This window comes from Burkholderia sp. COPS (assembly GCF_019425585.1).
Taxonomy (GTDB): Bacteria; Pseudomonadota; Gammaproteobacteria; order Burkholderiales; family Burkholderiaceae; genus Burkholderia; species Burkholderia cepacia.
Genome location: NZ_WIXR01000038.1, coordinates 15,713 through 39,292, shown reverse-complemented (window position 1 = coordinate 39,292; position 23,580 = coordinate 15,713). Strand labels below are relative to the sequence as shown.

The window sequence follows — 23,580 nt, the reverse complement described above, 5'->3', positions numbered from 1 at the left end:
TGCGGACGGCTTACTGGTACGGGTTCGGGAAGCCCAGCTTCGCGAGGATGTCGACTTCGAGCGCTTCCATTTCGGCTGCGTCCTCGTCGCTCGTCTCGTGGTCGTAGCCCTGCGCGTGCAGCGCGCCGTGCACCAGCAGGTGCGCGTAATGGGCGGTGAGCGGCTTGTCCTGGTCGTGCGCTTCCTTCTCGACGACCGGGCAGCACAGCACGAGGTCGCCGATCACGGTGCCGTCGGGCGCCGCGTCGTACGCGAAGGTCAACACGTTGGTCGGATAGTCCTTGTGGCGGTAGCCGGCGTTCAGCGTGCGGCCTTCTTCTTCGCCGACGAAGCGCACGGTGAGCTGCGCACTGGAGAACAGCGCCGGTTCGAGCCATTCGGCAATCAGCTTGCGCTTGGGCAGCGTCTTGCGCACGTCGCTCGTGATCTCGTCGCCGTACTGCACGGACAGGTCGAGCTCCGGCTCGCGCAGTGCGTCTTCGGTGTCGTCCTCGCGCGGTGCGGGCTCGGCACCCACGTGCAGCGTCACGCTGTCGTAGTGCTCGGGCTGCAGCGCGATCTTCGCGCGCATGGCCGGATCGTTGTGCTGCGCGACGATCGCGACGGCGGCTTCCCCGGAACTGCCCGACAGGTCGAACATCAGGCTGCGGCCGTCAGGGAAGTCGATGCGCAGCCCTTGTGCGTTGACGGTCCGGGCCTTGCCTTTCGCATCGAACAGCGAAAGGCGGGGGGAGGCGGGCGCGGCGGACTGGGCGCGCCCGGACTTGCGGGAACGGGAGGATTTCATGACGCGTGCGGCGATTGGGACGCGTTGAGGATACACCAAACGGCCGATCGCACCCGAATTCGCGCAGGCGAAAAAAAGCCCGGCGCGCCGTCTGGCGGGCCGGGCCGGGCTGTCAGGCCGGGCGGCGTGCGGGTGCCGCCGGCCGGTCAGCCGTCCTGGTGCTGCGCGTGGAATTCGTCGTACGCCTCGACGATGCGCGCGACGAGCGGATGGCGCACGACGTCCGCGCTCGTGAAGCGCGTGAGCGCGATGCCGCGCACGCCGCCGAGCACCTGCTGCGCCTCGACGAGGCCGCTCTTGTGGCCGCGCGGCAGGTCGACCTGGCTCGTGTCGCCGGTCACGACCGCCTTCGAGCCGAAGCCGATCCGCGTGAGGAACATCTTCATCTGCTCGGGCGTCGTGTTCTGCGCCTCGTCGAGGATGATGAACGCGTGGTTCAGCGTGCGGCCGCGCATGTACGCGAGCGGCGCGATCTCGATCATCTGGCGCTCGAACATCTTCGCCGTCTTGTCGAATCCGAGCAGGTCGTACAGCGCGTCGTACAGCGGGCGCAGGTACGGGTCGACCTTCTGCGCGAGATCGCCCGGCAGGAAGCCGAGCCGCTCGCCGGCCTCGACGGCCGGGCGCGTCAGCACGATCCGCTTGACCTGGTCGCGCTCGAGCGCGTCGACCGCGCAGGCGACCGCGAGGTAGGTCTTGCCGGTGCCGGCCGGCCCGATGCCGAACGTCACGTCGTGCGACAGGATCTGCTTCAGGTATTCGCGCTGCGCCGGCGTGCGTCCGCGCAGGTCGGCACGCCGCGTGTAGAGCTTCGGCGCGGGCTCCTCGTCCGGCTCGCTGGCGTCGAGCTGGACGACGGGGTCGTCGAACGGATGGTCGGGGTCGCCGCGGAAGCGCACGTCGAGCGTGTCCTGGCGGCCGTTGCCGCCCGTGTGGCGCACCTCGACCAGCGCGAGCTGGATGTCGTCGACCGACAGCGCATCGCGCGCGCGGTTGTAGAAGTTCTCGAGCGCGGCGAGCGCGAGCTTGGCGCCGCGCCCGCGGATCGCGATCCGGTGGCCGCGTCGCGACAGCGTGACGTCGAGCGCCTGTTCGATCTGCCGCAGGTTCTCGTCGAGCGGGCCGCAGAGGTTGGCGAGGCGCGCATTGTCGTCGCGCGGCGCGACGAATTCCAGTGCTTGGGTCGGCTTCAAAGTGGCGTCGGGCTCCAGTGGAACGTCAGTGCGTGGCCGCGCTCGCGTCGTCGCTCACGAGCACGAGCTCGCCGCGCAGCGAATGCGGGTACGCGTGGTTGATCTTCACGTCGATCATCTGGCCGATCAGGCGCGGGTGCGACGCGAGCGGCGCCGGGAAATTCACGACCCGGTTGTTCTCGGTGCGGCCCGCGAGTTCGTTCGGGTCCTTGCGCGACGGGCCCTCGACGAGGATCCGCTCGACCTTCCCGACCATCGACTGGCTGATGCGCGCGACGTTTTCCTCGATGGTCGCCTGCAGATGTTGCAGGCGTTTGAGCTTGACCTCGCGCGGCGTGTCGTCGTGCAGGTTCGCGGCCGGCGTGCCGGGGCGCGGGCTGTAGATGAACGAGAAGCTCGTGTCGTAGCTCATCTCGTGCACGAGCGCCATCATCTTGTCGAAATCCTCCTCGGTCTCGCCGGGGAAGCCGACGATCATGTCGGTCGACAGCGACAGGTCCGGGCGGATCGCGCGCAGCTTGCGGATCACCGACTTGTATTCGAGCACCGTGTAGCCGCGCTTCATCGCCATCAGGATGCGGTCGGAGCCGTGCTGCACGGGCAGGTGCAGGTGGCTCACGAGCTTCGGCACCTTCGCGTAGGTGTCGATCAGCCGCTGCGTGAACTCCTTCGGGTGCGACGTCGTGTAGCGGATCCGCTCGATGCCGGGGATGTCGGCGACGTATTCGATCAGCGTCGCGAAATCGGCGATCTCGGTCGAGCCGGCCGCCAGCGCGCCCCGATAGGCATTCACGTTCTGGCCGAGCAGCGTGACTTCGCGCACGCCCTGGTCGGCGAGGCCGGCCACTTCGGTCAGCACGTCGTCGAGCGGGCGCGATACTTCATCGCCGCGCGTGTACGGCACCACGCAGTAGCTGCAGTACTTCGAGCAGCCTTCCATGATCGACACGAACGCGCTCGGCCCCTCGACGCGCGCGGGCGGCAGGTGGTCGAACTTCTCGATCTCGGGGAAGGTGATGTCGACCTGCGCGCGGCCGCTCTCGCGGCGCGCGTCGATCATCTGCGGCAGGCGGTGCAGGGTTTGCGGGCCGAACACGAGGTCGACGTACGGCGCGCGCGACACGATCGATGCGCCTTCCTGGCTGGCGACGCAGCCGCCGACGCCGATCAGCAGGCCGGGCTTCGCTTCCTTCAGCTCGCGCACGCGGCCGAGATCGGAGAACACCTTTTCCTGCGCCTTTTCACGCACCGAGCACGTGTTGAACAGGATGATGTCCGCGTCTTCCGGCGTGTCGGTCTTTTCGAGGCCTTCGGCCGCATTCAGCACGTCCACCATCTTGTCCGAGTCGTACTCGTTCATCTGGCAGCCGAAGGTCTTTACGTAAACTTTCTTGGTCATGGGGATTCGCCGTTCGCAGTGGTTGACCTGGGGGCGTCGTCAAGAGTGAATCGGGACGGCCGCGCGCGCCGCACGCGGATCGCGTGCAGCCAGCATGTGAAAGGCCGTCGGGAAAGCTTTCCATTATAGCTTTTCACGCTGCCCGGGACGGGCGGCGGGTTGCGGCCGCGCGACGCCGGCCGGCGCGTTCCGACCCTCGAGCCGCGATGCGCCGGCCGTCAGCGGCACGCGTTCAGCAGGTCGTCGTGCGCGGCTTCCTCGCGCGCGAAGCGTTCGGCGAGAAAGTCGAGCAGCACGCGCACGCGCGGCGCCATGTAGCGCTTGCCGGGATAGATCGCGTGCAGCGGCGCGCTCTGGTGCCGCCAGTCGGGCAGCAGGACCTTGAGCCGCCCGGCGCGGATGTCGTCGGCGACATCCCAGATCGAGTTCAGCACGATGCCGCGGCCGCGCAGCGCCCATTCGCGGGCGAGGCCGCCGTCGTTGGTCTCGAACGCGGTGGCGAGCGGCACCGTGCAGGTCTGCGTGTCGTCGCCGCGCGTGAAGCGCCACGTGTTCATCGGCCCGGACGCGATCGTGATCACGTTGCATGGAAAGCGGGCCAGATCGTGCGGATCGCGCGGCACGCCGTGGCGTTCGACGAACGACGGCGCCGCGCACGGCACGCGCCGGTCCGCGGCGAGCCGGCGGGCGATCAGCGCGCCGTCGGGCGGCGCGGCGAAACGGATCGCGAGGTCGATCTCGTCCTGCCACAGGTTCACCGTCGAGTCGGACGCCGTCAGCGAGAACGTCACGTCCGGGTAAAGCGCGGTGAATTCGTCGAGCCAGTCGAGCAGCCGGCGGCGGCCGAAATCGGACGTCGCCGACAGCCGAACCCGGCCGGCGACCACGTTGCGGCCGGCCTGGAGCAGCGCGTTTGCGTCGTCGAGCGCCTGCAACGCCTGCCGGCAGCCGTTCAGGTACAGGCGCCCCTCGTCGGTGAGCCGCAACTGCCGGGTCGAACGGTCGAGCAGCCGGGTGGCGACCGCCGCCTCGAGCTTCGCGAGGCGCGCGCTCGCGGCGGCCGGCGTGAGGTTCAGCTTGCGCCCGGCGGCGGACAGGCTGCCCAGTTCGGCCGCCTCGACGAACAGCCGGATATCGCCCAGTCGGTCCATGCGATTTTCCAGAAATATTTGAAAATGGTTCAAACGCCACGCCAATTATCAAATAGCGATGTCTTCGGGACAATGCGCACATCCTGCCTTTTGTGCGGTGCGGCACCGACCGGGCGCCGCGTCCGCCGCCTTCCGGAGAACGTCATGCCCATTCCGTTACTGGCGCTTGCGATCAGCGCCTTCGCCATCGGTACCACCGAGTTCATCATCATGGGCCTGCTGCCCGAAGTGGCGCACGACCTGGCCGTGTCGCTGCCGTCGGCCGGCCTGCTGGTCACCGGCTACGCGCTCGGTGTCGCGGCCGGCGCGCCGCTGCTCGCGGTGCTGACGAGCCGCATGCCGCGCAAGGCCGCGCTGCAGCTGCTGATGGCGATCTTCATCGTCGGCAACGTGCTGTGCGCGACCGCGTCCGGCTACGCGATGCTGATGGTCGCGCGCGTCGTCACGTCGTTCGCGCACGGGTCGTTCTTCGGGATCGGCGCGGTGGTCGCCGCGTCGCTCGTGCCGGCCGACAAGCGCGCGAGCGCGATCGCGCTGATGTTCACGGGGCTCACGCTGTCGAATGTGCTCGGCGTGCCGTTCGGCACGTTCGTCGGCCAACTGCTCGGCTGGCGCGCGTCGTTCTGGATCGTCGCCGGGCTCGGCGTGCTGGCGCTCGGCGGCGTCGCCGCGCTCGTGCCGAACCGTCACGACAGCGGGCCGGGCGGCCTCGGCCACGAAGTGCGCGTGCTGAAGGAGCCGCAGGTGTGGCTCGCGCTGTTGATGACCGTGCTCGGCTTCGGCGGCGTGTTCGTCGTGTTCACGTACATCGCGCCGATCCTCGAGACCGTGTCCGGTTTCTCGCCGCGCTCGGTCGCGCTGATCCTCGTGCTGTTCGGCGCGGGGCTGACGATCGGCAACACGCTCGGCGGCAAGTTCGCCGACCGCGCGCTGATGCCGTCGCTGATCGCGATCCTCGTCGCGCTGATGGCCGTGATGGCCGTCTTCGCGAAGACGAGCCACCTGCCGGTCGCGGCCGCCGTCACCGTGTTCGTGTGGGGGATCGCCGCGTTCGCGACGGTGCCGCCGCTGCAGGCGCGCGTGGTCGAGAAGGCCGCGAGCGCGCCGCATCTCGCGTCGACGCTCAACATCGGCGCGTTCAACGTCGGCAATGCGGGCGGCGCGTGGCTCGGCGGCCTTGCGCTGGAACACGGCCTCGCGCTCGATGCGCTGCCGTGGGTCGCCGTCGCGGTGACGTTCGCGGCGCTCGTCGTCACGTGGTTCGCGATGCGGCTCGACACGCGCGGGTCGGCACGCGGTGCGGCGCCGGCGGCGCAATGAGCGAGCCCGGCGGCGCGATGCGATAGCGGCGGGAAACGGGGCGCGAGAAACGCATTCCTCCGCGATGCTGATAACGGTGTGAAGATAACTTCGTTTGCCGGTGCAAGGCCGGGTGATAGCGTTTCGATACGCGCCGTTGCTGGCGCAACCCGATTCCCCATCCCGGCTTACCCCATACGCAGGGCCGCACAGCGGCCCGGAGGCAATGCTATGTCTTCATCCCTGGCGCTCGTGCGCGACGTGTCTTCCTTCGAGTCCGGCGACGCCGCCGATGCGCGGGCGTCCGCGTCGCTCGACGTTCTCGAGCAGGTCGTCGGCGTGAACCTCGCGCGCTTGCGTGCCGAGCGGCAGTTGTCGCTCGATGCGCTCGCGCGGCTGTCCGGCGTGTCGCGCGCGATGCTCGCGCAGATCGAGTCGGCGCGCAGCGTGCCGTCGATCAAGGTGCTCTGCAAGATCGCCGCGGCGCTGAAGGTTTCGGTCGCCGCCTTCCTGCGCCGCCATGCGGTGAACGGCTTCGAGCACCTGGCGGCCGAGCGCGCGTCGCGCGTCGTCAGCTCGAACGGCCGCTTCTCGGCGCGCGCGCTTTATCCGGAAGGCGAGCCGGCCGCGGCCGAATTCCACGAGCTGCGGATCGCGCCGCTGCACACGGAGCCCGGCGCACGCCGCGCGCCCGGCACGACGGTCAACCTCGTCGTCAGCGAGGGCACGCTCGAAGTCAGCGTGCACGACCGCCGCCAGTTGCTCGCGACCGGCGATGCGATCGTGTTCGATGCCGACCAGCCGTACAGCCTGCGCAACCCGGGCGACAGCGAGGCGCGCGCGTTTCGCGTGACGGTGAGCCCCGAGGTGCCGCCGCGCTGGCTCGTGCCCGATGCGGCACACGCCGCGCATGCGGCCGGCTGATCGCGCAGGCCGCCCGGAGCGGGCCGCGTTCCCGTCGTTCGGGCGGGATCGCGGGTCGTCCGTCGGCCGTTCGGACGATGCCGTTAGACGGGGTCGTCGGTAAGGTTTTAGCTGGAGTTCACTGCGCCGCGCGCGCAGCTGTTGTATGCTTGGCCCGCCGTTGACGGGGTTGTCCCGTCCGGCAATCAGTGCGTCTTCAGGGCGGGGCGAAATTCCCCACCGGCGGTAGGCTGGCGTAAGCCGGCGAGCCCGCGAGCGCCCGCGCATCCGCGCGGGGTCAGCAGATCTGGTCGAATGCCAGAGCCGACGGTCACAGTCCGGATGAGAGAAGATGTGCAGATAGTCATGTCCGCCAGGGCCGCTTCGCCACATGTGCGAAGCGGGTTGTCGTTCTGTCTGTTTGCAATGCCCTGAAACGTTTTTCGCCCAAACCGTATTTGCGAGGAGCGTTTCACATGTCCTTGATGTCCGTTTCGTCGGCACCTGCCGACGCCTTTGCCGATCTCCCGTTGCTGGATTCCGAACCGGTGCCGCCGCGCATCGCCGCCGCGCTCGATGCGATGCGCGCAGGCCGTGCGGTCGTGCTGCAGGACGACCACGACCGCGAGAACGAAGCCGACCTGATCGTTGCCGCCGAGCGCATCACGCCCGAGACGATGGCGCTGCTGATCCGTGAGTGCAGCGGCATCGTGTGCCTGTGCCTGACCGACGACACGGTGCGCGCGCTCGAGCTGCCGCCGATGGTGCAGACCAACGAGAGCCGCAACGGCACCGCGTTCACCGTCTCGATCGAGGCACGCGAAGGCGTGCATACGGGCGTATCGGCGGCCGATCGCGTGACGACGATCCGCGCGGCGATCGCCGACGGGGCGAAGCCGCACGACATCGTGCGCCCTGGCCATGTGTTTCCGTTGCGTGCGCAGCCGGGCGGCGTGCTGGCACGCCGCGGTCACACCGAAGGCACGGTCGACCTGTCGATCCTCGCGGGCCTGAAGCCGGCCGGCGTGCTGTGCGAGCTGATGAATCCCGACGGCACGATGACGCGCGGCGACGATGTCGAGCGTTTCGCGCAACGGCACGGGCTGCCGATGCTGACGATCGCGGAACTCGTCGAGTTCCGCGAGTCGCTGGCCGCTGCGCGCGAGCGCTGCTGCGAACCGGCCTGAGTGAAAGGGAAGGGGAAAGCGGGTGCGTTCATGCGCCCGTGGCACGGCGTGCGTGAAGCGGCGCACGCTGGACAGGCCCGGTCAGCCTGACCGGGCCGGAACGACCGTCAGGACTGTACGTCCGCGAATTCTCCGCGCATGCCGGCTTCGACGAACGCCGGCAGCTCGTCCATCCTGCGCATGATCCGCGTGATGCCCATCGCGCGCAGCGCGTCCGCGTAGTTGTCGGGGATGTGGCTCGCGCCGACGAACGCGATCGTTTTCATGCCCGCCGCCCGCGCGGCATTCAGCCCGGACACGCTGTCTTCGACGACGATGCAGCGCGCCGGCGCGACGCCGAGCGTTTGCGCCGCATGCAGGTAGACGTCGGGGTAGGGCTTCGGCCGCGCCACCTGCTCGGAGCTGAACACGCGATCGCCGAAGATCTCGGTGAGCGATGCGCGCTTCAGCGAACTGCGCACGCGCGCGAGCCGGCTGTTCGACACGACGGCCGCCGGCAGGCTCACCTGTAGCAGCGCGTCGCGCACGCCGGTGATCGGCGCGAGCGATTGCGCCAGCGCGCTCTCGATGTTGTGCTCGATCGTTTCGATGAAGTTGGCGGGCATCTCGATCCCGAAGCGGGATTCGATCCCGGCCAGGAAGCGCGACGTCTGCTGGCCGAACGCCGACTTCGCGGCGGCTTCGAAATCGATGTTCGGGAACGTGGAGGACAGCGTATCGAGCAGCACGCGGTCGGCGATGACTTCGCTGTCGACGAGCACGCCGTCGCAGTCGCAGATGAGGTGATCGAGCATGGTGGTGAAGAAGCGGAATGTCGGCGACGCAGATCAATTCGCCATCATACGTGCTTTCACGCGCATGCCGCGAGACGCTTCGGCAGGTTTTCCCGATGCCGCGCGTGTGGCTTGGCGATTCCGGTCGCGCGGCGCGTCGCCGCGCGCGGGTTCGGCCGTGCGGTGGGGTTCGTCGAGGGAATGCGCGTGGCGAGCATGCCGGTCGAACGCGGGATCGACGTGAGCCCGGCGGCCGTGGCGGATGCGGGCGTGAAGCTGAAGTCGCTCGTGTCGGCCGGAGGCGAGCGCCAGCGCGAACGTGGCGGGGGAGGCGCGAAGAAAGGCGCATGAAGCGCGCGGCAGTGGCGGCCGCGCGCTTCGGTCAGGCCGAGATCAGGCCATCGCGTGCAGGTGCAGGTACAGGCCGGCCGCCGCGGCGCCGCCCAGCAGCGGGCCGACGACGGGCACCCATGCATAGCGCCAGTCGCTGTCGCGCTTGCCGGGGATCGGCAGCAGCGCGTGCATGATGCGCGGCGACAGGTCGCGCGCGGGGCTCATCGCGTAGCCGGTCGGGCCGCCGAGCGAAATGCCGATGCCGAGCACGAGCAGGCCGACGGGCAGCGCGTCGAGCGCGCCGAGGCCGACCTGCGGCGACGCGAGGTACAGCACGCCGAGGATCAGCACGAAGGTGCAGATCGCTTCGGTCAGCACGTTGTGCGTGACGCTGCGGATCGCGGGCGCCGTGCAGAACACCGCGAGCTTCAGGTCCGCATCGGCTTCCTTCGCGAAGTGCTGGCGATACGCGAGCCACACGAGCAGGGCGCCCGCCATCCCGCCGAGCATCTGCGCGAGGATGTAGCCGCCGACTTTCGACCACGCGAACTTGCCCGCGAGCGCGAGACTGATGGTGACGATCGGGTTCAGGTGCGCGCCGCTGAACGACGCGGTCACGTAGACGGCGACGAATACGGCCATCGCCCAGCCCATCACGATCACGATCAGGTCCGCGCCTTTGCCCTTGGTCTTTGCAAGCAGCACGTTTGCGACCGCGCCGTTGCCGAGCAGCACGAGGATCGCTGTGCCGATGAACTCTGCAATATAAGGTGACATGGTTGTCTCTCGTATGTCATCGCGGACTCGCGCGCAAGCGCGGTCCGCCGGTGTTGTTGTATTTCGTATGGATGGCTGACGATTACTGGGTATCGTCGGCCCACGCCTTCGCGGCGCGTACCGCGCGCTGCCAGCCGGCCATGCAGCTTTCGACCTGCTCCTTCGGCATCGACGGCGAGAAGCGGCGATCGAGCTGCCACTGGCTGCGCACTTCGTCGAGGTTCTTCCAGTAGCCGATCGCGAGGCCCGCGAGGTAGGCCGCGCCGAGCGCGGTCGTCTCGGTGATCTGCGGACGCACCGCGTCGACGCCGAGCAGGTCGGCCTGGAACTGCATCAGCAGGTCGTTCGCGCTCGCGCCGCCGTCGACACGCAGCTCGCCGATGCTGATGCCCGAATCGGCTTCCATCGCGGCCAGCACGTCGAGCGACTGGTACGCGATCGAATCGAGCGCCGCCCGTGCGAGGTGCGCGGAGGTCGTGCCGCGCGTGACGCCGAATACCGAGCCGCGCGCCCGTGCGTTCCAGTGCGGCGCGCCGAGGCCGGCGAACGCGGGCACCAGGTAGACGCCGTCGGTGTGCGGCACGCTCGCGGCGAGCGCTTCGATTTCGGCGGCCGACTTGATGATGCCGACGCCGTCGCGCAGCCACTGCACCACCGCGCCCGCGATGAAGATGCTGCCTTCCAGCGCGTACTGCACGTTGTCGCCGATCTGCCAGGCGATCGTCGTGACGAGGTTGTTCTTCGATTCGATCGGCTTGTCGCCGGTGTTCATCATCAGGAAGCAGCCGGTGCCGTAGGTGTTCTTCACCATGCCGGACTGCGTGCACATCTGGCCGAACAGCGCCGCCTGCTGGTCGCCCGCGATGCCCGCGAGCGGGATCTTCGACGCGAACACGGTGGTCTTCGTGTGACCGTAGATTTCCGACGATGCCTTCACGTCCGGCAGCATGCTGCGCGGGATGTCGAGCATCTCGAGCAGCTCGTTGTCCCATTCGCGCGTGTGGATGTTGAACAGCATCGTGCGCGACGCGTTCGTGACGTCGGTCACGTGCAGTTCGTGCTTCGTGAAGTTCCACACGAGCCAGCTGTCGACGGTACCGAACGCGAGCTTGCCCTGCCTGGCCTTCTCGCGTGCGCCCGGCACGTTGTCGAGGATCCAGCGGATCTTGGTCCCGGAGAAGTACGAGTCGATCGGCAGGCCGGTCTTCGCGCGCACCTTCGCCTCGAGGCCCTGGGCTTTCAGCGAATCGCAGAAGTCGGCCGTGCGGCGATCCTGCCAGACGATCGCGTTGTAGACGGGCTGGCCGGTCTCGCGATCCCAGACGATCGTGGTTTCGCGCTGGTTGGTGATGCCGATCGCGGCGATCGACGTGCCGTTCAGGCCCGTGCGCGTGACGGCTTCGGCGGCGACGCCGGCTTGCGTCGACCAGATTTCCTGCGGGTCATGCTCGACCCAGCCGGGTTGCGGGTAGATCTGCTCGAATTCCTTCTGGGCGATCGATACGATATTGCCCTGGCGATCGAACAGCATCGCGCGGGAACTCGTGGTGCCCTGGTCAAGCGCGAGGATGTACTGATCCTGCATGTCTCTCATCTCCATCCGTGGATTTGGCTTAGTTGTGATGCGCGCCGCATGGGGGGCGGCGCGTCGGTGAGTCAACGTCGGTACGGCAACTGCTACTGCATTCGGGTCAGGCCTGCGGCGCGTGCGCAGCGGCGAACCACGCGTCGATCGCGGCCGTCACCGCGTCGAGCGTGCCCGGCGCGACGTGCAGGCCGAGCTTCGAGCGGCGCCACAGCACGTCCTGCGCGCAGGTCGCCCATTCGGCGTCGCGCAGGTAGCGCAGTTCGGCGTCGTGGATGCCCGGGGCGATTTCGGTGCCGAGATCGGCGAGCGACTTCGCGCCGTCGATCACGCGCTCCGCGCGCGTGCCGTACGCACGTGCATAGCGGCGGGCGAGCGCGGCGGGCAGCCACGGGTGGCGTTTCGCGAACGCGGCGGCGAACACGTCGAAGTTCGCGTTCGCGATGTCGCCGCCCGGCAGCGCGACGCCGGCCGTCCAGGTCTTCGCGTCGCGGCCGAGCGCGCGGCTCAGCATGTCGCCGGCTTCTTCCGCGAGCTTGCGGAACGTCGTGATCTTGCCGCCGAACACCGACAGCAGCGGCGCACCCGCGCCTTCGTCCATTTCGAGGCGGTAGTCGCGCGTGACGGCCGATGCGTTCGCCGCGTTCTCGTCTTCCAGCAGCGGGCGCACGCCCGAATAGGTCCAGTGCACGTCGGCCGGCGAGATCTTGCGCTTGAAGTAGCGGTTGATCGAATCGCACAGGTACTGCGTCTCGTCGCGATCGATCGCGACCTTCGCGGGATCGTTCGTGTATTCGACGTCGGTCGTGCCGATCAGCGTGAAGTCGTGCTCGTACGGAATCGCGAAGATGATCCGCTTGTCCGGGTTCTGGAAGATGTACGCGTGATCGTGATCGAACAGGCGGCGCGTGATGATGTGGCTGCCCTTCACGAGCCGCACGCTGTGATGCGCGCCGCGGCCGAGCGCGCCGTGCAGCACGTCGCCGACCCACGGGCCGGCCGCGTTCGCGATCGCGCGCGCATGCACGACGCGGATCGAACCGTCGGCGTGCTGCAGCCGCGCTTCCCACTCGTCGCCGCGGCGTTCGGCGGAAACGAGCTTCGTGCGCGTGAGGATCTCGGCGCCGCGCTCCTTCGCATCCATCGCGTTTAGCACGACGAGGCGGGCGTCGTCGACCCAGCCGTCGGAATACACGAAGCCGCGCTTGATCGAGTCGATCAGCGGCGCGCCGGCCGCATGGCGGCGCATGTCGATGCCGCGCGAGCCGGGCAGCAGTTCGCGTTTCGCGAGGTGATCGTAGAGGAACAGGCCGATGCGGATCAGCCAGGCCGGCCGCAGGTTCGGCATGTGCGGCATCACGAAGCGCAGCGGCCACATGATGTGCGGCGCCGCGCGCAGCAGCGTCTCGCGTTCCTGCAGCGCCTTGCGCACGAGCCCGAACTCGTTGTACTCGAGGTAGCGCAGGCCGCCGTGAATCAGCTTCGTGCTGCACGACGACGTGTGCGACGCGAGATCGTCCTGCTCGCAGAGCAGGACCGACAGGCCGCGGCCGGCCGCATCGCGCGCGATGCCCGCGCCGTTGATGCCGCCGCCGACGACGAGCAGATCGTAGCGATTCGGTTGGGTCACCTGCTGTCCTTATCGTCTGAGGGAAATGGTTGAACAGAAAATGTTCGAATTCGAAATTTAACGAACGAAATCGAAAAAGTAAAGTTCGATAAAGCGGGGCCAGTAGCGCGCTGCGCGATCCCGGACGATACTGGCGGAATCGACCGTTTCGCGAGGTGAATCATGCGTATTGGGATGTGGGCCGGCGTGTGCGCCGTCCTTCTGGCGGGGTGCAGTGCCGGTATGCCGCCGCTCGTCGGCAACTGGCGCACGCCGTCGTTCATCGACCTGCAGACGTCGTGCGGCGGCGCGGCGCGCGACTGGGGCGTGGACGCGCAGCCGGTCTATTCGACGCTGTACGACGCATACGTGGCGAAACGGTATCGCGGGCTGACCGAAGCGAACTATTGTGCGTTCGTAAACGAACTTTCGACGCGCTATGCGGCGCCCGACGCGGCGGCGCGTGCCGGCTGGATCGCGTATTTCAACGGCGCGCGCGCGCAAGCCATCAGCTGGCGGGCGGCGGTCGATCCGACGCTGCGCGGCGGCTGAAGCAGGTCAGGGCGACGAGGCGGGGAAGCGAGGAAGCAGGAACGACCGCGCGGCCCGGAATCCGGGCCGCGCGGTCAGGTCGGCAACGGTGTGGTTTTACGAATAGCGGTATTTGATGGATCGCAGCGCGGCGTCGCCGGTCTCGGTCACGCAGTATTTGCGCCCCGATCCGAGCCCTTCCAGGCGGACGAGCTGCTGCTCCAGCAGTGCGTCGATTTCGTCCCGATCCATCGAGGTTTGATCGGGAGCGTCCTTCACAAGCAATAGCGTGGCGAATTCATGCGGACTCAGCATCGTTCTCTCCATGGCGACCAGTCAGCCCGCGCGGCCGGCGCAACGGCCGGCGCGCGATACCCAGCGGGGTATGGTTTGGGGGGAAAAGCTGCATTCGCCGGCCATGCCATTCGTCCGCGCCCTGGCACAGGCGCAACGGTCGGACGGGCCGGGGAACTGGAGTCTAGTCGAGCATGCGGGCAACCACAAATCGTGCCCCGTTAATTTTCCGTTTGACAGCCGGACCCCGCGCAAGCGGTTTGCTCGCAGCGCCAACTTCTTGATTTCACTTGAAGTTTCAGGTGCGGTGCAGCATCGCGGCCGTCACTCCGCGACGTACACCTGCGTGCCGGCGGTCGCCACCGCGTCGGCCATCTCCGGCGGCAGCGGCTTGTCGGTGAAGAGTGCGTGCACCTGGCTCAGGTGGCCCTGGCGCACCAGTGCCGGGCGGCCGACCTTCGAATGGTCGGCGACGAGGTAGACCGTGCGCGCATGCTGCATGATCGCCTCGGCCACACGCACCTCGCGCGTGTCGAAGTCGCGCAGCGTGCCGTCGGCCTCGATCGCCGACGTGCCGATGATCGCGTAGTCGACCTTGAACTGGCGGATGAAGTCGATCGCGAGTTCGCCGACGATCCCCTTGTCCCATGGCCGCACGATGCCGCCCGTGATCAGCACCTCGCAGTCGGGGTAGCCGCTCATCATCGACGCGACGTTCAGGTTGTTCGTGATCACGTGCAGCCCGTGGTGGCGGTTCAGCGCGCGTGCGACTTCCTCGGTGGTCGTGCCGAGGTTGATGAACAGCGACGCCTGGTCGGGAATGTGCGACGCCGCGAGCGCCGCGATGCGCCGCTTCTCGTCATGGAACATCCGTTGGCGCGCCGTGTACGACACGTTCTCGGAGCTGGTCGGCAGGCTCGCGCCGCCGTGATAGCGGCGCAGCAGGTTCAGGTCGGCGAGCCAGTTCACGTCGCGGCGGATCGTCTGCGGCGTCACCGCGAAGTGCGCGGCGAGATCGTCGACGGTCACGAAGCCGTCGCGCTGCACCCATTCGAGCAGTTCCTGCTGGCGCGCGTTGAGGGTGAGGCGGGGATCTCGGGTCATGGCTCGGTGGTCGTGTCGTGAGACGGAGCGGGTATTGTAAGGGCGGCAACGCTGTTAGGCCGGTATGGCCGCCAGGGTCGCCGGCGATTCATGCGGAAATTGCATTGATTCATGTGACAAATGAATTTGTGCGATCGCGCTGATCGCGCTGCAATGGCGGATTGCCCGCGCGCGCGGGTGCGCGCTCGGCGCTTCATTCAGCTTTCGACGAGGTGGAACCGATGACTGGCTTCAACTGGCACAACCCGTATCCGACGACCCGCATTCCGATGTTCGCGCGCAACGTCGTGTCGACGTCGCACCCGCTCGCCGCGCAGGCCGGGCTCCGGATGCTGTGGAAGGGCGGCAACGCGGTCGACGCGGCGCTGGCCGCCGCGGCTGCGATCACGGTCGTCGAGCCCGTGTCGTGCGGGCTCGGCGGCGATGCGTTCGCGCTCGTGTGGGACGGCGAGCGGCTGTCCGGGCTGAACGCGTCGGGCGTCGCGCCGGCCGCGTGGAACGTCGACTATTTCCGCCGGCGCCACGGCGAGGCGGCGAACGGCACCGCGAACAAGCCGACGCGCGGCTGGGATACCGTCACCGTACCGGGCGTGATCGCGGGCTGGGAAGCGCTGCATGCGAAGTTCGGTTCGCTGCCGTTCGCGGACCTGCTCGAGCCGGCGATCGAGATCGCGGAGCGCGGTTATGCGGTGCCGCCGATCGTCGCGCACAAGTGGGCGGCCGCCGTGCCCGAGCTGCAGGGGCTGCCGGGCTTCGCGGAGACCTTCATGCCGCGCGGTCGCGCGCCGCTCGTCGGCGAGCGCGTGTGCCTGCCCGGTCATGCGCAGACGCTGCGCACGCTCGCGAAGGAGGGGGCCCGCGCGTTCTACGAGGGCGCGCTCGCCGAGCGCATCGCCGCGTTCTCGCGCGAAGGCGGTGGCGCGCTGACCGCAGCCGACCTGCGAGCGTACCGGCCGGAATGGGTCGAGCCGATCGGCAAGCGCTTTGGCCGTCACACGATCCACGAGATTCCGCCGAACGGGCAGGGCATCGCCGCGCTGATCGCGCTCGGGATCGCCGAGCACGCGGGCGTGACGGAATGGCCGGTCGATTCGGTCGACTCGCAGCATCTGCAGATCGAGGCGATGAAGCTCGCGTTCGCGGATGTCTATCGCTACGTCGCCGATCCGCGCGCGATGGAGGTCACGCCTGAGCAGATGCTCGACGACGCGTATCTCGCCGAACGCGCGAAGCTGATCGATCCCGCGCGCGCGACGCACTTCGGCGCCGGCCGGCCGCGTTCGGGCGGCACGATCTACCTGTCGGCGGCCGACGAGCGCGGGATGATGGTGAGCTTCATCCAGTCGAACTACATGGGCTTCGGTTCGGGGCTCGTCGTGCCCGGCACCGGTATCGCGCTGCAGAATCGCGGGCACGGCTTCTCGATGGACCCGGCATCGCCGAACGTCGTCGCGGGCGGCAAGCGGCCGTTCCACACGATCATCCCGGCGTTCGTCACCGAGGAGGCCGACGGCCGCACGCAAGCCGTGATGAGCTTCGGCGTGATGGGCGGCGACATGCAGCCGCAGGGGCACCTGCAGACCGTCGTGCGGATGCTCGGCTACGGGCAGCAACCGCAGGCCGCCTGCGATGCGCCGCGCTGGAAGGTCAACCGCGACTTCACGCTCGACGTCGAGGCCACGATGAATCGCGCGACCGTCGATGCGCTGGCCGCGCGCGGCCATACGATCAAGTCGATCGACGATCCTTACATGGATTTCGGTTCCGGGCAGTTCATCTGGCGTCTCGACCGCGACGATCGCGAGCGCGGCTACGTGGCCGCGAGCGACAGCCGGCGCGACGGCCTGGCGGCAGGTTTCTGACGGATTGCGGCCCGCTTTCACCGGCATTTCCAGCGCTTCACGGGCGGCCGGACGGCCGCCCGTTTCGTTTGCCGCGGCCCGTATCGTCGAGCGGGCGCAAGCGGTTTGAAGGACTCGTCTAACGAACGGCAACAGACGTCGTGGAACTGCGCTTGTCAGGTATGGTCAGTGCTCTGGAGCACGAACGTCAAAGTCCGGCTAAGATGCCAGCATGGTTCGGCCGGACCAATCCACTATAAACGCAAGTAAAACGCCGCCTGCGGGTCGGTCGGCGCCTGTGCCGAAGGCATGGGCCGGCGCCCGTGCGACGACTGGGAGCGCACCACCATGGACACCAAAACGACGCATGTGATGCCGTGGCGCATCGAGGACATCGACCTGAACCGGATCGATCGTCAGCGTGCCGCCGCGAACGAGGATCTGTTGCTGCTGCTGTGCGCGTCGTCGTTCATCGAAAGCGGCTCGGATCTCTACACGAGCAATCTGAGCCAGTTCTTCAACGACGATCCGGAAGTCTCCGCATGGCTCAACAATGCATGGGAGCACGAAGAATTGCAGCACGGGCGCGCGCTGAAGGCGTACATCGCGCACGTGTGGCCCGAGTTCGACTGGGATACCGCGTTCGCGAATTTCTTCGCCGAGTATTCGTTGACCTGCAAGGTCGAGGCATTCGAGAAGACCCGCGCGCTCGAGATGGTCGCGCGCTGCGTCGTCGAGACGGGCACGGCCACGCTCTATCGCGCGATCAACGAATGCTCGGACGAGCCCGTGCTGAAGGAAATCACCGACAACATCCGCACGGACGAAGTGCGTCACTACAAGCACTTCTTCAAGTTCTTCAAGAAGTACAACCAGCTCGAAGGCAACGGCCGGCTCGCGGTGCTCGGCGCGCTCGCGCGTCGCGTGATGGAAATCAAGAACGAGGATTCCGAGATCGCGCTGCGCCACGTGTTCGCGGTCCGCTATCCGGATCGTGTCGGCGACAGCCAGTACAACCGTGAGCGCGCCGCGCGCATCAGCAAGCTGGTGCGGCGCAACCTGTCGGCCGACATGTGCGTGAAGATGCTGCTCAAGCCGCTCGACCTGCCCGCGAAGATCCAGCCGGGCGTCCACTATCCGCTCACGAAGATCACGCGGCACGTGTTCCTGCGCTGATCGCCGCGGCGCGGCCCGTCGCGCGTATGCTGCGGCTTGCTCATCCGCTTTCCACCGGGGCCACGCCACCATGACCGATACCCATCGCCACGCGCTCGAACAATGGACGTTCGATGCGTGGCCGCCGGCCGTCGTCTCGCTGTTCGACGGCACTGCGCTCGAGCGTCATGCCGACTTCGCCGCATCGCTGATCGTCGCGACCGACGACGGCCAGTTGCGCACGACGCTGCTCGGCGTCGGCGAGATCTATGCACACGATGCGCGCACGCTGCTGCTTGCGCTCTGGCCGCAATCGCGCGCGGCGCGCGCGGTCGCGCAACGGCGTACGGCCGCGCTGACGCTCGTCGCGGACGGCGCGTTCTTTCAGGCGCAATTGACGATGGAGCCGCTCGAAGGGGACTTCGGCGGGCTGGCCGGATTCGCTGCGACGATCGCGCACGGCGATGCGCAGCGGGTCGGTTATGCGCGTCTCGCGACAGGCGTCACGTTCACGCTGGAAGGGGAGCGCGCCGCGGTGCTCGAACGCTGGCAACGCCAGGTCGAGCACCTGCGGCGCGCGGCCGCGCGGCTTCAGTGACCGCGCTGGCCGCTGCGCGACGAACGGTTGCGGTTCGGGTGCGCGGCGTTGCCGTTCGCGGGGCGTGCGCCATTGCCGCCGCCCGCCGGGCGTCCGCCGCTGCCGCCGGCACCGCCTTGCGTGCGCGGCTTCGCGGCCTTCTGCTGCGATGCTTTCGGCTGTGCGTTGCCGTCGCGTTTCGGGGCCGGCTGGCCTGAGCCGCCCGCACGCGGCTGGCGATTGCCGCCACCGCCGCCACCGCCGCGCGGCTGCTGTTGCCCGCGGCGCTGCTGGATCGGCTCCGGCTTCGCGTTCGGATCGGGTTCGAAGCCCGCGATCACTTCCTGCGGAATCTCGCGCTTGATCAGCCGCTCGATGTCGCGCAGCAGCTGCTTCTCGTCGACGCACACGAGCGACACGGCTTCGCCGGTCGCGCCCGCGCGGCCCGTGCGGCCGATCCGGTGCACGTAGTCTTCCGGCACGTTCGGCAGGTCGAAGTTGACGACGTGCGGCAACTGGTCGATGTCGATCCCGCGCGCGGCGATATCGGTCGCGACGAGCACCTGCAGCGTGCTGTTCTTGAACTCCGCCAGCGCGCGCGTGCGGGCCGACTGGCTCTTGTTGCCGTGGATCGCCATCGCGCTGATGCCGTCCTTCGTCAACTGCTCGGCAAGCCGGTTCGCGCCGTGCTTCGTGCGCGTGAACACGAGCACCTGGAACCAGTTGTGTTCGCGGATCAGGTGCGTAAGCAGTTCGCGCTTGCGGTCGCGGTCGACCGGGTGGATCTTCTGCGCGACGCTCTCGGCGGTCGTGTTGCGGCGTGCGACCTCGATCAGCGCGGGCGAGTCGAGCAGGCTGTCGGCGAGCGCCTTGATCTCGTCGGAGAACGTGGCCGAGAACAGCAGGTTCTGGCGCTGCGGCGGCAGCTTCGCGAGCACGCGCTTGATGTCGTGGATGAAGCCCATGTCGAGCATCCGGTCGGCTTCGTCGAGCACGAGGATGTCGAGGTCCGACAGGTCGATCGTCTTCTGCTGCATGTGATCGAGCAGGCGGCCCGGCGTCGCGACGACGATGTCGACACCGCGCTTGAGCGCGTCGATCTGCGGATTGATGCTGACGCCGCCGAACATCACGGTCGAGCGCAGCTTCAGGTACTTGCTGTAGGCACGGACGCTTTCCTCGACCTGGGCGGCGAGTTCGCGCGTCGGCGTGAGGATCAGCGCGCGCACCGCGCGCTTCGCGCCGCGATGCTCGGCGTAGAACGTGTGCAGGCGTTGCAGGATCGGCAGCGTGAAGCCTGCCGTCTTGCCGGTGCCCGTCTGCGCACCGGCGAGCAGGTCGCCGCCGCCGAGGACGGCAGGGATCGCCTGCTGCTGGATGGGAGTCGGCGACGTATAGCCGAGCTCGTTGACCGCCTTGACGAGCGGTTCGGCCAGGCCGAGAGATTCGAAAGACATAGATACCACTCTTCAGTTTTATGATCGGCGACGTCTCGCGCGGCCCGCGCGGGAGGTGACATCGCAAATTGCAAAATGCAAAAGGGCGCGGCCGCGGTTTCCCGCAGCCGCGCCCCGTGTGTGTCAGCCGCTTCTTAGTCGAGCGGCGCGGAACGCAGGTCGCTCACCTGTTGCGGCGAGATCGGCGTACCGTTGTTACCCCACGACATCCGGATATACGTGACGACCGCCGCAACCTCCTGGTTCGACAGCGACTGTGCGAACGGCGGCATCCCGTACGGACGCGGATTCTTGAACGTGCTCGGCGGATAGCCACCGTTGAGCACCATGCGGATCGGGTTGACCGCCGATTCCATCACGATCGAGTGGTTGCCCGCGAGCGGCGGATAGGCCGGCGGCTTGCCCGCGCCGGTTTCGGCGTGGCAGGTCGCGCAGTTGTCCGCGTAGATCTTCTTGCCCTGGTCGAACAGCGCGTTGCCGAACTGCTTCGACGGCTCGTACTGCATGTTCTTCGGCGCTTCAGCCTTCTGCGGGATCGACTTCAGGTACGTCGACATCGCGCGCGTATCTTCGTCGCTCATGTACTGCAGGCTGTTGTGCACGACGTCGGCCATCGGGCCGAACACCGCGCCCTTGTTCGACACGCCGGCTTGCAGCAGGTCGGACAGCTCCTGCACGTGCCAGTCGCCGAGGCCGAGTTCCTTGTCGTTCGTCAGCGACGGCGCATACCAGTTCTGCAGCGGGATCAGGCCGCCCGCGAAGGCTGCCGAGCTCACCGGGCCGCCCATCATGTTGATCGACGTGTGGCACATCGAGCAGTGGCCGAGGCCCTCGACGAGGTACGCACCGCGGTTCCATTCGACCGACTTGGTCGGATCCGGCTTGTACTCGCCTTCCTTGAAGAACAGCGTGCGCCAGCCGATCAGCAGGTTGCGGTTGTTGAACGGGAACTTCAGTTCGTGCGGACGGCTCGGCACCGACACCGGCGCGACCGAACGCAGGTACGCGTAGATCGCGTCGGAATCCGCGCGCGTGACCTTCGTGTAGCTCGCGAACGGGAAGCCCGGGTAGAGCAGGCTGCCGTCCTTCGAACGGCCGGTGTGCATCGCGCGGTAGAAGTCGTCCGACGTCCACTTGCCGATGCCGTCCTTGTCGTCCGGCGTGATGTTCGGCGTGTACATCGTGCCGAACGGCGTCGCCATCGGCAGGCCGCCCGCGAACGACTTGCCGCCGCGCACGGTGTGGCACGCGATACAGTCGCCGACGCGCGCGAGGTACTCGCCCTTCTTGATCAGTGCGGCCTGGTCGGCCGGCGTGGCCGCGACGGCGGCGGCGCCGTGCAGCGTGTCGTTGCCCGGCCACAGGACCGGCACGAGGGCGGCGGCCGCGACGATCGCGACAGCCGAGAGTGCAAACAGGGACTTGCGTTTCATTGTGTCTGTCTCCCTTGCCTTATTGCGGTTCGCTGCCGCAGGCGAGCGGAGTCTTCATCGAACGCGCCGGAGCCGGCACGGGGTTGGCGGGCGCCGGTTGCGCGGCGAGCCATGCGGTCACGGCCGTCACGTCTTCGTCGGAAAGCTTCGAAGCGACTTCATGCATGCAATCGGGCGCCTTCGCGTGGCGGTTGCCCGAGCGCCATGCACCGATCTGCGCGCTCAGGTAGTCGGCGTGCAGGCCGACCAGGCCCGGGATCGCCGGCTGCATGCCGGTGAGCGTCGCGCCGTGGCAGGCCACGCAGGCCGGCAGCTTGCGGGACGGGTCGCCTTGCGTGACGAGCTGCTTGCCGCGCGCGAGCGTCGCGGCCGGCAGCGTCGGCTTCGCCGGCGCCGGGTACGGCGGGCGTTCGGCCGAGAAGTGCTCGGCCATCTCGCGCAGGTAGTCGTCGTTCAGGTACGTCAGCAGGTAGTTCATCGGCGGGTACTTGCGCCGGCCGTCACGGAAGTTGACGAGCTGGTTGTACAGGTACTCGGCCGGCTTGCCGGCAAGACGCGGGAAGTAGTCGTTGTCCGTACCCTGGCCATGGACGCCATGGCAGGCCGTACAGCCGCGCACGCGCTCGGCCATGGTATCGGGTGCCTTGAGCGGCGCCTGCTGGGCGTGCGCTTGCTCCGTGGGCTTGGTCTGCGCTTGGGCAGCGCTCATAAGGCCCGCGCCGCCGAACATCAGAACGGCGAGCAGCGGACGGAAGAGGCGTCTTGAAGACACACGAGACTCCATGTTTATTCGACGGGGACCTGTCCGGGCTACGATCGGCTCGGCGCATGACGGCAAGGCAGCCGGGCTGCTGCGACGCGGCATTCTATCATCGATGGGTAATGACGGCTATTTGGCAAAAGGACATCGGTTCCTGTCCGTTTGCGACTTGCGACAATTTGACGCGCATTGCGCCGCACCTGTGTGAACCGGCGTGCGTTTTCACCATCGAAGACCGTACACTCGCGGGTCGCGCGGCGCCGCCTCCGCCGCAGGTCCAGTCATTTCTCCCGTTTCCGGATTCATCGATGACGTTTTCTACCGTGCCGTTGCCTTCCTCACGCTGTCCGTCCCGTTGCCGCATCGTCGGCCTGCCGCTTTCGGGAGGGTGTGCGCGATGAAGTTCGACAGCTTGTGGATCGGTCAGGTCGCGCTCGCGGCGCTGATGGACGCCGCGTTCGCGATGGCGGTCGGCTCGGCGCTGCTCAAGGCTTGGCTCGGCAAGGACGGGGCACGTCCGGTCGTCGCGCCGTCCCATCCCGCGTGGCTGCGCGCGCAACATTCGCTGGTCGCGGCGGCGCTGGCGCTGGTGCTCGCGGATCTCGGCTGGCTCGTCTACGAGGCCGCGACGATGAGCGGCGCGGGGCTCGGCGGCGCGTTCGCCGCGATTCCCGTGATGTTGACGCAGACCCATACGGGCTTCGCATGGAGCGTCGCGTTCGCCGGCGCCGTGGTGCTCGCGATCGTCGCGCTGGCGAAGCCGGAAGGCCCGGTCGCGCACGCGGTGCTGTGGCTCGCGGTGATCGTGGTCGCGGCCGGCAAGGCCTCGCTCGGCCATGCGGCCGACACGGGTGCGCTGTCCGCGGCGGTCGGCGTGCAGACGCTGCACCTGCTCGCGACCGCCGTGTGGGGCGGCCTCGTGCTCGCGGGCGGGCTCGCGGTGCTGCCGGCGCTCGGTTCGTCGGTCGCGCGCGGCGCGCTGATCCGCATCGGCCAGCACCTGTCCCGCACGTCGATCGTCGCGGTCGTGTTCGTGCTCGGCACCGGCGCGCTCAATGCAATCCGCGGGCTCGGCGGGTCGCTTGCGCCGCTCGACGGCAGCACGTGGGGGCGCGTGTTGCTGCTGAAGCTGCTGCTCGTCGCGCTCGCGCTCGTGCTCGGCGGCCTGAACCGCTTCTCGGCGCTGCCGCGCCTGCGCCGCACCGCGTCGACCGAGGATGCGCACACGTTCCGCAACATCCTGCATCTCGAGGCGCTGACGATGATCGGCGTGTTCGTCGCGGCCGCGGTGCTGTCGTTCAGCGTGCCGGGGTTCGCGGCGCTCGGCTGACGGCCGGTTGCGCGCGGCGCGACGCCAGGCCGCCGACGCGCATCCGCCACGTGCATTCACCATGTGCCCGGCGCCGCGCCGGGCATGCAAAAACGGCTGCCT

General features: G+C 68.1%; 21 protein-coding genes, 1 pseudogene and 1 riboswitch. Of the genes and pseudogenes, 9 read left to right on the top strand and 13 right to left on the bottom strand.

The annotated features are described in order from the left end of the window. Window positions 1-10 precede the first annotated feature (10 nt). From ybeY to FOZ70_RS28400, 4 genes are all read right to left on the bottom strand, one after another. Entirely contained in the window at window positions 11-787 is a 777-nt protein-coding gene (gene ybeY, locus FOZ70_RS28415) for an rRNA maturation RNase YbeY (protein ID WP_059708193.1), read from the bottom strand. A 146-nt stretch (window positions 788-933) separates the two neighbouring features. Continuing rightward, complete coding sequence (locus tag FOZ70_RS28410) at window positions 934-1,980, bottom strand: PhoH family protein (RefSeq protein ID WP_021160154.1); 1,047 nt, start codon at window positions 1,978-1,980, stop codon at window positions 934-936. A gap of 25 nt (window positions 1,981-2,005) precedes the next feature. Next, a complete protein-coding gene (miaB, locus tag FOZ70_RS28405; RefSeq protein ID WP_059552869.1) occupies window positions 2,006-3,379 on the bottom strand; it encodes a tRNA (N6-isopentenyl adenosine(37)-C2)-methylthiotransferase MiaB in 1,374 nt (457 codons plus the stop codon). A gap of 218 nt (window positions 3,380-3,597) precedes the next feature. After that, window positions 3,598-4,530: a LysR family transcriptional regulator gene (locus FOZ70_RS28400; RefSeq protein WP_048025978.1), complete on the bottom strand. Its 933-nt coding sequence runs from the start codon at window positions 4,528-4,530 to the stop codon at window positions 3,598-3,600. Window positions 4,531-4,674: 144 nt separating this feature from the next. On the opposite strand from FOZ70_RS28400, the gene FOZ70_RS28395 reads away from it, so the two are divergent. From FOZ70_RS28395 to ribB, 3 genes are all read left to right on the top strand, one after another. Then, window positions 4,675-5,850: an MFS transporter gene (locus FOZ70_RS28395; protein WP_021160157.1), complete on the top strand. Its 1,176-nt coding sequence runs from the start codon at window positions 4,675-4,677 to the stop codon at window positions 5,848-5,850. 210 nt (window positions 5,851-6,060) lie between these two features. Further along, on the top strand, window positions 6,061-6,753 hold the full coding sequence (locus tag FOZ70_RS28390) for an XRE family transcriptional regulator (protein ID WP_021160158.1): 693 nt from the start codon (window positions 6,061-6,063) through the stop codon (window positions 6,751-6,753). A gap of 188 nt (window positions 6,754-6,941) precedes the next feature. Beyond that, a riboswitch (FMN riboswitch) is annotated at window positions 6,942-7,090 on the top strand. A 118-nt stretch (window positions 7,091-7,208) separates the two neighbouring features. Further along, window positions 7,209-7,919 carry a 3,4-dihydroxy-2-butanone-4-phosphate synthase gene (ribB, locus tag FOZ70_RS28385; RefSeq protein WP_034201392.1) on the top strand — a complete coding sequence of 237 codons (711 nt, stop codon included), beginning with the start codon at window positions 7,209-7,211 and terminating at the stop codon, window positions 7,917-7,919. Window positions 7,920-8,026: 107 nt separating this feature from the next. Here the strand turns inward: ribB and FOZ70_RS28380 are convergent, their stop codons facing one another. Next, the gene (locus FOZ70_RS28380; protein WP_048025979.1) at window positions 8,027-8,713 is read right to left on the bottom strand and encodes an HAD family hydrolase; all 687 of its coding nucleotides are present in this window, start codon (window positions 8,711-8,713) and stop codon (window positions 8,027-8,029) included. 126 nt (window positions 8,714-8,839) lie between these two features. Here FOZ70_RS28380 and FOZ70_RS28375 point away from each other — a divergent pair. Further along, a pseudogene (locus FOZ70_RS28375) lies at window positions 8,840-9,043 on the top strand (hypothetical protein); the annotation flags it as partial. 42 nt (window positions 9,044-9,085) lie between these two features. Here FOZ70_RS28375 and FOZ70_RS28370 read toward each other — a convergent pair. The 3 genes from FOZ70_RS28370 to glpD form a co-directional block, all read right to left on the bottom strand. After that, window positions 9,086-9,802 (bottom strand): MIP/aquaporin family protein, encoded by a 717-nt coding sequence (locus tag FOZ70_RS28370; RefSeq protein ID WP_021160162.1) that lies wholly within the window; start codon window positions 9,800-9,802, stop codon window positions 9,086-9,088. Between the two features lie 82 nt (window positions 9,803-9,884). Next, a complete protein-coding gene (gene glpK, locus FOZ70_RS28365) occupies window positions 9,885-11,387 on the bottom strand; it encodes a glycerol kinase GlpK (RefSeq protein ID WP_021160163.1) in 1,503 nt (500 codons plus the stop codon). Window positions 11,388-11,493: 106 nt separating this feature from the next. Continuing rightward, complete coding sequence (glpD, locus tag FOZ70_RS28360) at window positions 11,494-13,017, bottom strand: glycerol-3-phosphate dehydrogenase (protein ID WP_219707322.1); 1,524 nt, start codon at window positions 13,015-13,017, stop codon at window positions 11,494-11,496. Window positions 13,018-13,179: 162 nt separating this feature from the next. On the opposite strand from glpD, the gene FOZ70_RS28355 reads away from it, so the two are divergent. Next, the gene (locus FOZ70_RS28355; RefSeq protein ID WP_219707321.1) at window positions 13,180-13,548 is read left to right on the top strand and encodes a hypothetical protein; all 369 of its coding nucleotides are present in this window, start codon (window positions 13,180-13,182) and stop codon (window positions 13,546-13,548) included. A 96-nt stretch (window positions 13,549-13,644) separates the two neighbouring features. Here the strand turns inward: FOZ70_RS28355 and FOZ70_RS28350 are convergent, their stop codons facing one another. After that, window positions 13,645-13,842, bottom strand: coding sequence for a hypothetical protein (locus FOZ70_RS28350; RefSeq protein WP_021160166.1), 198 nt, complete (start codon window positions 13,840-13,842; stop codon window positions 13,645-13,647). A 303-nt stretch (window positions 13,843-14,145) separates the two neighbouring features. Continuing rightward, the gene (locus FOZ70_RS28345; RefSeq protein ID WP_027789189.1) at window positions 14,146-14,925 is read right to left on the bottom strand and encodes a DeoR/GlpR family DNA-binding transcription regulator; all 780 of its coding nucleotides are present in this window, start codon (window positions 14,923-14,925) and stop codon (window positions 14,146-14,148) included. 221 nt (window positions 14,926-15,146) lie between these two features. On the opposite strand from FOZ70_RS28345, the gene FOZ70_RS28340 reads away from it, so the two are divergent. From FOZ70_RS28340 to FOZ70_RS28330, 3 genes are all read left to right on the top strand, one after another. Continuing rightward, window positions 15,147-16,787, top strand: coding sequence for a gamma-glutamyltransferase family protein (locus tag FOZ70_RS28340; protein ID WP_219707320.1), 1,641 nt, complete (start codon window positions 15,147-15,149; stop codon window positions 16,785-16,787). Between the two features lie 327 nt (window positions 16,788-17,114). After that, window positions 17,115-17,942: a ferritin-like domain-containing protein gene (locus FOZ70_RS28335; RefSeq protein ID WP_027789191.1), complete on the top strand. Its 828-nt coding sequence runs from the start codon at window positions 17,115-17,117 to the stop codon at window positions 17,940-17,942. Between the two features lie 70 nt (window positions 17,943-18,012). Then, window positions 18,013-18,519 (top strand): hypothetical protein, encoded by a 507-nt coding sequence (locus tag FOZ70_RS28330; RefSeq protein WP_059586736.1) that lies wholly within the window; start codon window positions 18,013-18,015, stop codon window positions 18,517-18,519. Here the strand turns inward: FOZ70_RS28330 and FOZ70_RS28325 are convergent. The 3 genes from FOZ70_RS28325 to FOZ70_RS28315 form a co-directional block, all read right to left on the bottom strand. After that, entirely contained in the window at window positions 18,513-19,955 is a 1,443-nt protein-coding gene (locus tag FOZ70_RS28325; RefSeq protein ID WP_219707319.1) for a DEAD/DEAH box helicase, read from the bottom strand. The genes FOZ70_RS28330 and FOZ70_RS28325 overlap by 7 nt on opposite strands. 134 nt (window positions 19,956-20,089) lie before the next feature. After that, the gene (locus tag FOZ70_RS28320; protein ID WP_021160171.1) at window positions 20,090-21,388 is read right to left on the bottom strand and encodes a cytochrome c; all 1,299 of its coding nucleotides are present in this window, start codon (window positions 21,386-21,388) and stop codon (window positions 20,090-20,092) included. Window positions 21,389-21,407: 19 nt separating this feature from the next. After that, on the bottom strand, window positions 21,408-22,172 hold the full coding sequence (locus FOZ70_RS28315; RefSeq protein ID WP_042975501.1) for a c-type cytochrome: 765 nt from the start codon (window positions 22,170-22,172) through the stop codon (window positions 21,408-21,410). Between the two features lie 373 nt (window positions 22,173-22,545). Between FOZ70_RS28315 and FOZ70_RS28310 the strand changes: the two genes are divergently transcribed. After that, window positions 22,546-23,478: a CopD family protein gene (locus tag FOZ70_RS28310; RefSeq protein ID WP_021160174.1), complete on the top strand. Its 933-nt coding sequence runs from the start codon at window positions 22,546-22,548 to the stop codon at window positions 23,476-23,478. The last annotated feature ends 102 nt before the right edge of the window (window positions 23,479-23,580 follow it).